Genomic DNA, 13,227 nt, shown 5'->3' with positions numbered 1-13,227 from the left:
GCGCGTACAATCATGGGCCTGAGCGCCGTCCGCGGTGCGGCCTCCCGTCTTCACCGCCACGCGCGCCCCGATGCGCGCGGGCCTCCATTCCGGATACCCATGTCCCACGTCGTCCGGCGCCGGCCCGATGCCCGGCTGATCCTGTTGCTCGGCGCGCTCGCCGCCTGCGGGCCGATTGCCACCGACATGTACCTGCCGAGCCTGCCGTCGATCGCCGACGGCTTCTCGGTGAGTTCCGGAGCCGCGCAGCGCACGCTGACGAGCTTCATGGCCGGCTTCTCGATCGGCATGCTGCTGTACGGTCCGCTGTCCGACACGTGGGGCCGCCGGCCCGTGCTGCTCGGCGGCATCGCGCTGTTCACGCTCGCGAGCGTCGGCTGCTTCGCGTCGGGCTCGATCGACATGCTGATCCTCGTGCGCTTCCTGCAGGCGCTCGGCGCGGGCGCCGCGTCGGTGCTCGCCCGTGCGATCGCGCGCGACGCGCACGAGCCGACCGATGCGGCGAAGGTGCTGTCGATGGTCGCGATCGTCACCGCGGTCGGGCCGCTGCTCGCGCCGCTGATCGGCGGCCAGATCCTGCGCTTCGCCGGCTGGCGCGGCGTGTTCGTCGTGCTGGCCGCGTTCGGTGCACTGTGCGCGGTGACCGCGTACCTGCGCGTGCCCGAAACCTGGCCGAAGGAGCGGCGCAAGAGCGCGGCCGTGCTCGCGTCGTTCGCGTCGTACGGGCGCATCCTGTCCGACCCGGTCGCATGGGGGCACATGCTGTGCGGCGGGATGGCGTTCGCGTCGATGTTCTCGTACATCACCGCGACGCCGTTCGTGTACATCGAGTACTTCCACGTGTCGCCGCAGCACTACGGGCTGCTGTTCGGCCTGAACGTCGTCGGGATCATGGTCGGCAACTTCGCGAACACACGGCTCGTCGGGCGCATCGGCTCGCTGCGCATCATCGCGGCCGCGTCGCTGGTGAGCGGCATCGCGTCGCTCGCGGTCGCGCTCGTCGCGCTGACCGGATGGGGCGGGCTGTGGTCGATCGTCGTGTGCCTGTTCTTCGTGGTCGGCGTGGTCGGGATCCTGTCCGCGAACTGCACGACCGACCTGATGCATCGCTATCCGCACAACGCGGGTGCGTCGGCGGCCGTGTTCGGCGCGATGCAGCTCGCGCTCGGCGCGATCGCGAGCGTCGCGATCGGCGCACTCGCGGACGGCACGCCGTTCGCGATGGGGGTGACGATCGGCGTCACCGGCGTGCTGTGTTTCGCCGGCCGCTACCTCGTGCTGCGCTGGCATGGCCGACCGGTGAAAGCGGGCGCCTGAGCCGGCGTGGCCGCGGCCGCGGCATGAAAAAACGCCACCGCGCGATGATGCGTCGGTGGCGTTTTTTTCGGGCGTGCGGAAAGCGGCAGCCGCCGTTCCGTGTCGCGCGTCAGTCCCGCGCGACGTCCTTCGCCGCCGGTGACGCGCCGTGGCTCAGCCAGTCGAGCACGTCGGCCGTTTCGTCGTCGCTCGCGCGCGCGCGCGCGCGCGCCTGCGCGACGGCCTCCGGCAGCTCGCCGTTGGTCGATGCGCGACGGATCGCGACGCCGACCGCGAGGATGTCGATCATCAGCAGATGCAGGATCCGCGAGATCATCGACAACTGCGATTCGCGCATCTCGATGTGGTCGGTCTCGAGCGCGACGGTCGCGCGTTTCGCGAGCGGCGTGTTGCTCGACGTGATCGCGATCACCTTCGCGCCGGCCTGCATCGCGACGTCGAGCACGCGCAGCAGCTCCGGCGCGCGTCCCGACTTCGACACCGCGACGATCACGTCGCCCTTGCCGAGCAGCGCGGCCGATGCGGCCTGCATGTACAGGTCGCCGTACGCGATCGTCGGGATCCCGAAGCGGAAGAACTTGTAGTGCGCGTCCTGCGCGACGATGTTCGAGTTGCCGAGCCCGTAGAACTCGATGCGGCGCGCGCTGTTCAGGATCTCGATCGCGTTCTCGACGTGCTCGAAGTTCAGGTGTTCGCGCAGCTGCAGGATCGCGGACACCGTGTTGTCGAGCACCTTCGCGCCGAAGTCGGTGGCCGTGTCGCCGAGATGCACCTGGCTGTGGCTCATCGGAATCGTGCCCGTGAGGCCGGTCGCGAGCTTCAGCTTGAAGTCCGACAGCCCCTGGCAGCCGAGCGAGCGGCAGAAGCGGATCACCGTCGGCTGGCTCACGTCCGCCTTGCGCGCGATGTCGACGATCGGGTCGTTGATGATCGAGCGCGGATGGTTCAGCGCGAGATCGGCGACGCGGCGCTCGGCCGGCGTGAGCGCATCGCGCATCTGGCGGATCCGCTCGAACACGGCCGACGACGCTCCGCCCGAACGGTTCGACAACTGCTCCGCGAGAATCGCCGATACCCCGAGGAACGCCGGATATTCGGCGGTGATCAGGTAGGTCGGGATGTTCTGGAGATACTGCGTGAAGCGGCCCTTCGCCTCGAAGCGCGCGCGGAACGACGAGCGCGTGAACAGTTCGCCGAGCTTCAGCGCGACGCCGCCGCCGATGTACACGCCGCCGAGCGCGCCGAGCGTCAGCGCGACGCTGCCCGCGAACGCGCCGAGAATCCCGCAGAAGCATTCGACCGTCTCGAGCGCGAGCGCGTCGCCCGCGTGCGCGCGCTCGACGATCTCGACCGTGTCGACGGTCGCGGCGACGCGCTTCTTGTCGCGCGCGGCGAGCGCACGATAGATGATCTCCATGCCGGGGCCGGCGCACACGCGCTCGAACGACACATGCGGAAACTTCTTGCGTGCGTACTGCAGCACGAGATCCTCGCGCTCGTCCTGCGGCGCGAACGATGCATGACCGCCTTCGCTGCCGAGCGCGATCCAGCGGTCGTCCGCCGGAATCAGGCCGGACACGCCGAGCCCGGTGCCGGGCCCGAGCAGCCCGATCACGCTGTTCTGGCGGCGCGTGCCGCCGCCGACCTGCACGCGCTGTGCATCGGTGAGGCCCGGCAGCGCCATCGCGAGCGCGGTGAAGTCGTTGACGACGAGCAGCGTGTCGAAGCCGAGCGCGCGGCGCGTCGCCTCGATCGAGAAGCTCCAGTCGTGATTGGTCATCGTGACCTGGTCGCCGTCGACCGGGTTCGCGATCGCGATCGCCGCGTGGTTCACGCGGCTGATCTTCACGTCCTTCAGATACTTGCGGATCGCGTCGGTGATCGTCGGATAGTCGGCGCCGGGATAGACGCGGATCTGCGTGATCTCGCCGGGGCCGGTTTCCAGCGCGAAACGCGCGTTGGTGCCGCCGACGTCCGCGAGCAGGCGCGGGCCGTCGGCATGCTGGACGGCGACGACAGCCTTACTTTGCGCACCAGTAGACATCGAGCTGGGTCCCCTTGTCGTTGGCCAGTTGGGAAATCGCGTTCTTCTGCAGCGTGGCGGCCGCGGCGTCGAGCACGTCGCGTTTGCGGCTGCCCGCGATCAACAGGAAGAGCCGGTCGACGCGCTTCAGCGCATCGAGCGAAAAGCTCACGCGCGCATGCGGCGCGGCGCCGGGATGCACGGCGACGAAGCGTTCGGGCGTCGCGATCGCGTGGTCCCATTCGGGCGCGTCCGCGAAGATCGACGCGGTATGGCCGTCCTCGCCCATGCCGAGCACCGCGACGTTCGGTACGCGGTAGTCGGCGTTCGCGTTGAGTGCGGCGACGTGCGCGTCGAGCGCTGCGCGCGTGTCGACGAGCGGCAGGAAGCGGGCCGGGGCCGCCGCGTGCTGCAGCAGCGTGTCGCGCACGAGGTGCGCGTTGCTGGCCGCGTCGTCCTCCGACACCCAGCGGTCGTCGACCAGCGTGACGTCGACGCCGGCCCAGTCGAGCGCCGTGTGCGACAGCGTTTGCAGGAACGGGCGCGGGCTCGTGCCGCCGGACACCGCGAGCGTCGGGCGCGCGGGGCCGGCGAGCGCGGCGCGCAGCGCATCGCCGACGGCGCGCGCGAGCGCTTCGCTTTGCGCTTCCTGGGTGTCGAAAGCGTGAATCTCGATCACATCTCCTCCGGACTGCTTTGTCTGTTCAATTCGTGTGAATCGTGGGGTACGTTGCCGCACGCTAGCGCGCAAGGCAACGGTCTGCATCAGTTTTCTTCTTCGAGCCAGCAGGTGCCGTGCTGCGCGAGCATCGCGCTCGCCGCGGCCGGCCCCCACGTGCCCGCCGCGTAAGGCTTCGGCGGCTTCAGCGAGCGCGCCCATTCGTTCAGGATCGGCTCGACCCAGCGCCACGCGGCTTCCTGCTCGTCGCGACGCACGAAGAGGGCGAGGCGACCGTTGATCACGTCGAGCAGCAGGCGCTGGTATGCCTCCATCTGCCCTTCCTTGAAGAATCGGTCGAACGCGAGGTCGAGGTGCACGCTCGCGAGGTTCATCCCTTCGCCGGGCTGCTTCGCGAGGCAGTACAGGCGAATCGTCTCGTTCGGCTGCAGCCGGATCACGAGGCGGTTCGAGCCGGCGCGCAGCGCGGTGGGCCCGAGCGCCGAGTGCGGCACCGGACGGAAGTTGACGACGATCTCCGCGACGCGGTCGGCCAGACGCTTGCCGGTGCGCAGGAAGAACGGCACGCCGGCCCAGCGCCAGTTCTCGATCTCGACCTTCAGCGCGACGAAGGTTTCGGTCGGGCTATCGGGTTTCACGCCCGGCTCGGTTGCATAGGCAGGCACCTGCGCGCCCTTGATCACGCCCGCATGATACTGGCCGCGCACCGCAACCTTGCCGATGTCGCGCGCATCGACGGGCTTCAGCGCGCGCAGCACGCGCAGCTTCTCGTCGCGCACCGAATCGGAATCCATCGAGTGCGGCGGCTCCATCGCGACGATCGACAGCAGCTGCAGCAGGTGGTTCTGCACCATGTCGCGCAGCGCGCCCGTATTGTCGTAGAAATCGCCGCGCGCCTCGACGCCGAGCTCCTCGGCGATCGTGATCTGGATGCTCTCGACCCATTCGCGGCGCCACAGCGGCTCGAACAGCGCATTGCCGAAGCGCAGCGCGAGCAGGTTCTGCACCGGCTCTTTCCCGAGGTAGTGGTCGATCCGGTAGATCTGGTCTTCCGCGAAGATTTCGCCGACCGCGTCGTTGATCGCGTTCGACGAGCGCAGGTCGTAGCCGAGCGGCTTCTCGAGCACGATGCGCGCGCCTTCGTTCAGGCCGACCGACGCGAGCGCCTTGCAGATCGGCACGAACAGCGACGGCCCCGTCGCGAGATAGAACACGCGGATGCCGGGCAGCTGCGCGACCGCGTCGCGCAGCACGACGTAGTCTTCCGCGCGGCCGAGGTCGAGCTTCACGTAGTCGATGCGCTCGAGGAAGGACTTCCACGCGCTTTCGTCGAATGCCTTGCCGGCCGCCTTCGCCGCATGCGGCTTCACATGCGTGTCGACCCAGTCGAGATAGCCGGCCCGATCCGATTCGTGCCGCGCGACGGCAACGATCCGGCCGCTTTCCGCGAGCATGTTGCCGCGGTGCGCTTCGAACAGCGCGGGCAGGATCTTGCGCATCGACAGGTCGCCGGTGCCGCCGAAAAGGACGAAGGTAAAGCTGGAATCGGTATGCATGTGTCTCCGCCGGTTGAGGTGCTGGGAAGCGATCCGTAGTGCGATAAAAATATTTTTGACACTGAATTGTAGTTTAACTACAATCCGCCGCAAGGGGTAGCACCTGGGTGAAGAAAAAAAGAAGTGCGGTCGATGAACTGCGCGAGCTTCGCCTCCGGGAACGCCTTGTGCCGAATGGTATCGGACATTGACGGTGCGCATCGTCCGCGCGCCGTCGCCCCGGGCTCGCGCCGCGGCATCGCGGCGGGCCAGAAACACAAAGAGGAGACACACCGTTGAATCTCGATTCACGCTTTCTATAAGAGCCCGGCCGGTCATCGGCCCCGTACGCTGCATGCGTCCCGCGGCTCGATTTCCCCGTCGTTTATCAAGAAGCCGGTTCCCCGTCGGGGAACCTCACGAGTTGATTCAGTCTGGAGGAGATAAGTAATGAAAGTTCGCTCGATCATGGGCGCGCTCTGCGCCGCGGGTCTGATGGCTGGCGCCGTGGCGGCGCAGGCGGCCGAGAACGTAACGGTGCTGCACTGGTGGACCTCGGGCGGCGAGTCGAAGGCCGTCGGCGTGCTGAAGGACGACTTGCAGAAGCAGGGCTACGTGTGGAAGGACTTCGCGGTCGCGGGCGGCGCGGGCGCGGCGGCCATGACCGCGCTGAAGACCAAGGTGATCAGCGGCGACGCACCGTCGGCCGCGCAGATCAAGGGCCCGCTGATCCAGGACTGGGCCGACCAGGGCGTGCTGGTCAACGTCGATTCCGCCGCCGGCGACTGGAAGCAGAACCTGCCGCCGGAAATCGACAAGATCATCAAGTACAAGGGCCATACCGTCGCCGCGCCGTTCTCGGTGCACCGCGTGAACTGGCTCTATATCAACAAGTCCGCGCTCGACAAGGTCGGCGCGAAGGTGCCGACCACGTGGCCCGAATTCTTCGCGGTCGCCGACAAGCTGAAGGCCGCCGGCATCCAGCCGGTCGCGATGGGCGGCCAGCCGTGGCAGGACCTGACGTTGTGGGAAGACGTCGTGCTGTCGCAGGGCCCGGCGTTCTACAAGAAGGCGCTCGTCGATCTCGACCAGGCCACGCTGACGTCGCCGCAGATGCTGTCGGTGTTCGACACGGTCCGCAAGATCCAGGGCTACTTCGACACCGGCCGCAACGGCCGCGACTGGAACCTCGCGACCGCGATGGTGATCAACGGCAAGGCCGGCATGCAGTTCATGGGCGACTGGGCGAAGGGCGAGTTCGAGAACGCCGGCAAGAAGGCGGGCAAGGACTACATCTGCGCACCGGTGCCGGGCACCGCCAGCTCGTACACGTTCAACGTCGACTCGTTCGTGTTCTTCCAGCAGAAGGGCCAGAAGGACGCGACGCCGGGCCAGATCGCACTCGCGAAGACGATCATGACGCCGGACTTCCAGGAGCAGTTCAGCCTGCTGAAGGGCTCGGTGCCCGTGCGCCTCGGCGTGAAGATGGACAAGTTCGACGACTGCGCGAAGAAGTCGTATGGCGACGAGCAGACCGCGATCAAGTCGGGCGGTTTCGTGCCGTCGCTCGCGCACGGGATGGCGCAGGGCGATGCAACGGCCGGCGCGATCACCGACGTCGTCACGAAGTTCATGAACTCGCAGCAGGATTCGAAGAGCGCGGTCGCCGCGCTCGCGAAAGCCGCGAAGGTGAAGTAAAGCGCGACAGGCGCCCGGCCGGAAACGCATCGTCGGCCGGGCGTTCTTGCATGTGCAGCAAACGGGCTCGCCCGCGGGCCCGCGCCGTACCCGGCGCCGGCCTGGCCTGCGTCACCCTCGTTCCAGGAGTCGAATCAAGTGGCTGCCCCTCTTAGCGGAAACGGATCCGGCGCTGCCGCCGCACGGCGCACGTCGCCGATGTCGGCCTTCGCCGATCGCTGGATTCCGAAGCTCGTGCTCGCGCCGAGCCTCGCAATCGCCGTGGTATTCATCTACGGCTTCATCCTGATTACCGGCTATCTGTCGCTGACCAATTCGCGGCTGTTGCCGAACTACGAATTCGACGGCTTCGGCCGTTACTCGGACCTGTTCCAGAACGACGTGTGGTGGACCTCCGCCGCGAACCTCGGCTGGTTCGGGATTCCGTTCATCGCGATCTGCGTCGCGCTCGGACTGTTCCTCGCGATCCTGCTCGACCAGCGGATCCGCAACGAAGGTGCGCTGCGCGCGATCTTCCTGTATCCGATGGCGCTGTCGTTCATCGTCACGGGTACCGCGTGGCAGTGGATCCTGAACCCGGGCCTCGGCCTGGAGAAGGTGATGCACGACTGGGGCTGGACGAGCTTCTCGTTCGGCTGGCTCGACGATCCGGACAAGGCGATCTTCTGTATCGTGATCGCCGCCGTGTGGCAGTCGACCGGCTTCGTGATGGCGCTGTTCCTCGCCGGGTTGCGCGGCGTCGACGCCGAGATCTTCAAGGCCGCGCAGGTCGACGGCGCGACGCTGCCGACCATCTACCGCAAGATCGTGATCCCGAGCATGCGCCCGGTGTTCTTCTCGGTGCTGCTGATTCTCTGCCACATCACGATCAAGACCTTCGACCTGGTCGTCGCGCTGACGGCGGGCGGCCCCGGCACGTCGTCGTCGCTGCCGGCCATGTTCATGTACACGTTTTCGTTCAACCGCGGCCAGCTCGGGCTCGGCGCGGCGTCGTCGGTGATGATGCTCGCGACCGTGGTCGCGGTGCTGGTGCCGCTGATGTATATGGAATCGAGGAGCACCCGCAATGCAGCCTAAGATGACGATCAGCCGGGCAGTGATCTATGCGGCGCTGATCCTGTTCGCGCTGTATTTCCTGTTCCCGATCTACGTGATGCTGTCGACGTCCTTCAAGGACCTCGACCAGCTGCGCACCGGCAACCTGCTGACGCCGCCGACGCACTGGACCTTCGATCCGTGGGTGAAGGCGTGGAGCGGCGCGTGTACCGGCGTGCGCTGCGACGGCATGAAGCCGTTCTTCCTGAACTCGTTGCAGATGGTGATTCCGGCGGTGCTGATCTCGTCGCTGATCGGCGCGTTCAACGGCTACGTGCTCACGCACTGGCGCTTTCGCGGCGCGGATGCGCTGTTCACGATGATGCTGGTCGGCTGCTTCATCCCGTTCCAGGTGATCCTGCTGCCGATGGCGCGCCTGCAGGGGATGCTCGGCCTCGCCAACACGATTCCGGGCCTGGTGTTCGTGCACGTCGTGTACGGGATCGCATTCACGACGATGTTCTTCCGCAACTTCTACGTGAGCGTGCCGGCCGAGCTCGTGAAGGCCGCGCGCATCGACGGCGCGGGTTTCTTCACGATCTTCACGAAGATCCTGATGCCCGTGTCGCTGCCGATCTTCATGGTGTGCCTGATCTGGCAATTCACGCAGATCTGGAACGACTTCCTGTTCGGGATCGTGTTCTCCGGCGTCGATTCGATGCCGATCACGGTCGCGCTGAACAACCTCGTCAACACGTCGACGGGCGTGAAGGAATACAACGTCGACATGGCCGGCGCGATCATCGCCGCGCTGCCGACGCTGCTCGTCTACGTGGTCGCCGGCCGCTACTTCGTGCGCGGGCTGACGGCGGGCGCGGTGAAGGGGTAAGCGCGGCTTCATCCGATACGACGAACCGGCCGCGCTCGCGCGCGGCGCATCGAAACGAACCCGACGCGGCGCCGCAGTGCGCCGCGCGAGACGAGACAGAGGATTCACAGCATGGCAAGCCTTTCCATCCGTGACGTGTACAAGACCTACCCGAACGGGGTGCCGGTCCTGAAGGGTGTCGACATCGAGATCGAGGACGGACAGTTCCTGATCCTGGTCGGCGGGTCGGGCTGCGGGAAGTCGACGCTGCTCAACATGATCGCCGGCCTCGAGACCGTGACGAGCGGCGAGATCTGCATCGACGGCAAGGTCGTCAACGACCTGTCGCCGAAGGATCGCGACATCGCGATGGTGTTCCAGTCGTACGCGCTGTATCCGTCGATGACGGTGCGCGAGAACATCTCGTTCGGCCTGAACATCCGCAAGGTGCCGAAGAGCGAGCAGCAGCAGATCGTCGAGCGCGTGTCGGCGATGCTGCAGATCCAGCATCTGCTCGACCGCAAGCCGGGCCAGCTGTCGGGCGGCCAGCGCCAGCGTGTCGCGATGGGCCGTGCACTGGCGCGCGACCCGTCGCTGTTCCTGTTCGACGAGCCGCTGTCGAACCTCGACGCGAAGCTGCGCATCGAGATGCGCGCGGAAATCAAGCTGCTGCACCAGCGCCTCGGCACGACGATCGTCTACGTGACGCACGACCAGATCGAGGCGATGACGCTCGGCGACCGGATCGCGGTGATGAAGGACGGGGTGGTCCAGCAGTTCGGCGCGCCGCAGGAAATCTACGATTCGCCGTCGAACCTGTTCGTCGCGGGCTTCATCGGCGCGCCGCCGATGAACTTCATCAACGGCAAGCTGGTCGAGCAGGGCAGCGGGATCGCGCTCGAGATCGACACGGGCGTCAAGCGCGGCGCGCTGAACCTGCCGTTCGAGGCGGGCAAGCTGAAGTCGCATGTCGGCCGCGAGGTGATCCTTGGCCTGCGTCCGGAGCGCATCACCGACGTGCGCCACGCGCACAACGGCGACGCGTCGCACCTGCAGCCGTTCGACGTGCGCGTCGACGTGACGGAGCCGACTGGCCCCGACACGCACGTGTTCGCGCAGGTCAATGGCAAGCGCATCGTGAGCCGCGTGCATCCGGCCGCGAACCCGCAGCCCGACCAGACGCTGTCGCTGCTGTTCGACGTGTCGAAGGCCGTGCTGTTCGATCCGGCGTCGGAAGAGCGGATCGCGTGAGGTGAGCGCGTTCGCTGACTGAAAGAGCAGGGGCCGTCTCGAACGGCCCCTTTCGTTTTGGCGCACCGGCGATGCGCGGCACGGCGGCGCGGCGGCGTCAGTGCGGCAACCGCACGTCGAACTTGAACGTCGCGAGCCGCGCGACGAGGATGAATCCGGTCGCGAGCAGAACGCTGTACACCGAGTCGAACTGCAGCCACGCGAGCAGCAGATAGAACCAGCAGCCGACGAACGCGCAGGTCGCGTACGGCCGCGAATCGCGCAGGATCAGCGGGATGTCGTTGCACAGCACGTCGCGGACGATCCCGCCGACCACGCCCGTGATCACACCCATCATCACCGCGATGAAGCGCGGCATCTCGGCATCGAGCGCGATCGCGGTGCCCGAGATGCTGAAGATGCCGAGCCCGATCGCGTCGGCCACCAGCAGCAGCCGCTCGGCCGACAGCCGCGACAGCATTCGCAGCACGAACGGCGCGAACAGCGCGAGCACGAAGATCGCGATCACGTAGTCGTCGTGCACGACCCAGTAGAACGGCCGGCGTTCGAGCAGGATGTCGCGCAGCGTGCCGCCGCCGAACGCGGTGGCGAGCGCGACGACGAACGTGCCGACCGAGTCGAGGCGGTTCTTGCGCGCCTCGATGAAGCCCGAAATCGCGAAGGCCAGCGTCGCGATCGCCTCCAGTATCGCGATCGCGAGCGTCAGCCTAGGATGCGGCACGCGGCCCCCGATCGGCGGGCGCCGTCAGCGGCTGCAGCAGCACGAGCACCGCGCCAGCGCCGCCGTCGTGGCTGCGTGCCTCGCAGAACGCGATCACTTCTTCCTTCTGCACGAGCCACGCACGCACCTTGCCCTTCAGCACGGGTTCCTTGCCGATCGAGCCGAGCCCCTTGCCGTGGATCACGCGCAGGCAGCGCAGCCCCTTCTTGCCGGCCTCGCGGATGAACTCTGCAAGCGCGTCGCGCGCTTCGTCGCGCCGCATCCCGTGCAGGTCGAGCTGCGCCTGCACGATCCATGCGCCGCTCCTCAGCTTGCGCACGACGTCGCGGTTGATGCCGGGACGGTGGTAGTACAGCGATTCGTCGCTGTCGAGCAGCGTCTCGGGATCGAATTCGTCGGATAGCGTCGCGTTCAGCACGTCTTCCTCGTCGCGCTGCGTCTGCTTCGGCACCGGGTCGGGCGGCGTGCGGCCGGATTTCGCGCGCGGCGGCGCGTTCAGCGGCTGGATCGCGCCGATTTCGTTGCGGAACAGGTTCGCGTCGGCCTCGGCCTGCCGCGCGGCCTTCGCGGTTTCGACGCGGGTGCGCTCGCGGCGGTCGGCTTCGCCTTGCAGCGACTTGCGCAATGCGCCGAGGCCGGCCAGGCCCTGGCCGCGCAACGCGGCGGCGTCGGGCGCGGGCGTCGGCGCGGCGGGCGCCGGGTTCGCGGGACGGGCGGCGATCTGCCGCTTTGCGGGATCGCTCGGATGGGGCTGGTTCTTCGCCATGATTCGGTAACCGGGCAGGCGCGTTCGGGCGCGCGGGCACAAAAAAAGCCGCTGCACGGCGGCAGCGGCTTTCCGGTCAAGCCCGCTTCGCGGCAGCGGACGCCATTGTAGCGCCCGCCGCGCGAAGGCTTGACGCTTACTTCTTGTCGTGCAGGCTTTCGAGGTAGCGCTGCGCGTCGAGCGCGGCCATGCAGCCCGTGCCGGCGCTCGTGATCGCCTGGCGGTACACGTTGTCCTGCACATCGCCGGCGGCGAACACGCCGGGCACGCTGGTCGACGTCGCGTTGCCCTGCAGGCCGCTCTTCGTCAGGATGTAGCCGTCCTTCATCTCGAGCTGTCCCTGGAACAGGTCGGTGTTCGGCTTGTGGCCGATCGCGACGAACACGCCCTGCACGGTGAGGTCCTGCTTCTCGCCTGTCTTCACGTTCTTGATGCGCAGGCCCGTGACGCCGGAATCCTCGCCCGTCACTTCGTCGAGCACGTGATCCCACTTGATGTCGACGACGCCTTCCTTTTCCTTCTCGAGCAGGCGGTCGATCAGGATCGGCTCGGCGCGGAACTTGTCGCGGCGGTGGATCACCGTGACCTTCTTCGCGATGCCCGTCAGGTAGAGCGCTTCCTCGACGGCCGTGTTGCCGCCGCCGATCACCGCGACTTCCTGGTTGCGATAGAAGAAGCCGTCGCAGGTCGCGCAGGCCGACACGCCCTTGCCCATGAACGCTTCCTCGGAAGCCAGGCCGAGATACTGCGCGGACGCGCCGGTCGAGATGATCAGCGAGTCGCACGTGTATTCACCCGAATCGCCGATCAGCCGGATCGGCTTTTCGTGCAGTTTCGCGGTGTGAATGTGGTCGAATACGATTTCGGTGTTGAAACGCTCGGCGTGCTCGAGGAAGCGCGCCATCAGTTCCGGGCCTTGCACGCCCTTCGCGTCCGCCGGCCAGTTTTCGACGTCGGTCGTGGTCATCAGCTGGCCGCCCTGCGCGATGCCGGTGATCAGCACCGGGGAGAGATTGGCGCGAGCCGCGTAGACGGCAGCCGTGTAGCCGGCGGGGCCGGAACCGAGAATCAGGACTTTGGCGTGTTTGGGCGTGGACATGTGCGAATCCGTAAAAGGCGGCTGCGGCGGGCGGGGTAAGGCTCGCCGGACGGTCTGGGTTGACCGGGATGCCGTCATAGATGGGTATCAGACGCGCATTATAAAGGTCCCGTTGCTGCGCTGCCGAACGAGAGTTTCAATCGTCGCGATAGCGTTGCCCGGCGTCCGCTTCAGGCGCCCCGGCCCTGTTATGTAACCGTCATTTACACTTGACGCCCCGGTGCAGCGTTTACAA

General features: G+C 67.0%; 11 protein-coding genes. 5 read left to right on the top strand and 6 right to left on the bottom strand.

What is annotated here, in order from left to right:
- Positions 1–99 precede the first annotated feature (99 nt).
- Complete coding sequence (locus tag DIE23_RS17630; RefSeq protein WP_124613307.1) at positions 100–1,317, top strand: Bcr/CflA family multidrug efflux MFS transporter; 1,218 nt, start codon at positions 100–102, stop codon at positions 1,315–1,317.
- A gap of 109 nt (positions 1,318–1,426) precedes the next feature.
- On the opposite strand, the gene DIE23_RS17625 is transcribed toward DIE23_RS17630, so the two are convergent.
- From DIE23_RS17625 to zwf, 3 genes are all read right to left on the bottom strand, one after another.
- Complete coding sequence (locus DIE23_RS17625) at positions 1,427–3,361, bottom strand: bifunctional transcriptional regulator/glucokinase (RefSeq protein ID WP_124613306.1); 1,935 nt, start codon at positions 3,359–3,361, stop codon at positions 1,427–1,429.
- Complete coding sequence (pgl, locus tag DIE23_RS17620) at positions 3,339–4,019, bottom strand: 6-phosphogluconolactonase (protein ID WP_124613305.1); 681 nt, start codon at positions 4,017–4,019, stop codon at positions 3,339–3,341. Before pgl ends, DIE23_RS17625 begins: the two co-directional genes overlap by 23 nt.
- An 86-nt stretch (positions 4,020–4,105) precedes the next feature.
- Positions 4,106–5,575: a glucose-6-phosphate dehydrogenase gene (zwf, locus tag DIE23_RS17615; RefSeq protein ID WP_124613304.1), complete on the bottom strand. Its 1,470-nt coding sequence runs from the start codon at positions 5,573–5,575 to the stop codon at positions 4,106–4,108.
- A 429-nt stretch (positions 5,576–6,004) separates the two neighbouring features.
- On the opposite strand from zwf, the gene DIE23_RS17610 reads away from it, so the two are divergent.
- The 4 genes from DIE23_RS17610 (at position 6,005) to DIE23_RS17595 (ending at position 10,406) form a co-directional block, all read left to right on the top strand.
- Positions 6,005–7,252, top strand: a complete 1,248-nt coding sequence (locus tag DIE23_RS17610; protein WP_124613303.1) for an ABC transporter substrate-binding protein — start codon at positions 6,005–6,007, stop codon at positions 7,250–7,252.
- Positions 7,253–7,390: 138 nt separating this feature from the next.
- Positions 7,391–8,329 (top strand): carbohydrate ABC transporter permease, encoded by a 939-nt coding sequence (locus tag DIE23_RS17605; RefSeq protein WP_124487779.1) that lies wholly within the window; start codon positions 7,391–7,393, stop codon positions 8,327–8,329.
- Positions 8,319–9,176, top strand: a complete 858-nt coding sequence (locus DIE23_RS17600) for a carbohydrate ABC transporter permease (protein ID WP_124613302.1) — start codon at positions 8,319–8,321, stop codon at positions 9,174–9,176. Before DIE23_RS17605 ends, DIE23_RS17600 begins: the two co-directional genes overlap by 11 nt.
- A 111-nt stretch (positions 9,177–9,287) precedes the next feature.
- Positions 9,288–10,406 (top strand): ABC transporter ATP-binding protein, encoded by a 1,119-nt coding sequence (locus DIE23_RS17595; protein WP_124613301.1) that lies wholly within the window; start codon positions 9,288–9,290, stop codon positions 10,404–10,406.
- 97 nt (positions 10,407–10,503) lie between these two features.
- Here the strand turns inward: DIE23_RS17595 and DIE23_RS17590 are convergent, their stop codons facing one another.
- From DIE23_RS17590 to trxB, 3 genes are all read right to left on the bottom strand, one after another.
- The gene (locus tag DIE23_RS17590) at positions 10,504–11,127 is read right to left on the bottom strand and encodes a trimeric intracellular cation channel family protein (RefSeq protein WP_124613300.1); all 624 of its coding nucleotides are present in this window, start codon (positions 11,125–11,127) and stop codon (positions 10,504–10,506) included.
- Positions 11,114–11,893 (bottom strand): Smr/MutS family protein, encoded by a 780-nt coding sequence (locus DIE23_RS17585; protein ID WP_124613299.1) that lies wholly within the window; start codon positions 11,891–11,893, stop codon positions 11,114–11,116. Before DIE23_RS17585 ends, DIE23_RS17590 begins: the two co-directional genes overlap by 14 nt.
- A gap of 136 nt (positions 11,894–12,029) precedes the next feature.
- Complete coding sequence (gene trxB, locus DIE23_RS17580) at positions 12,030–12,992, bottom strand: thioredoxin-disulfide reductase (protein ID WP_124613298.1); 963 nt, start codon at positions 12,990–12,992, stop codon at positions 12,030–12,032.
- Between the last annotated feature and the right edge of the window lie 235 nt (positions 12,993–13,227).

The sequence above is a fragment of the Burkholderia sp. Bp9143 genome (genome assembly GCF_003853645.1).
GTDB lineage: Bacteria > Pseudomonadota > Gammaproteobacteria > Burkholderiales > Burkholderiaceae > Burkholderia.
The sequence above is the reverse complement of the archived record's forward strand: the minus strand, read 5'-3'. Positions and strand labels throughout refer to the sequence as shown.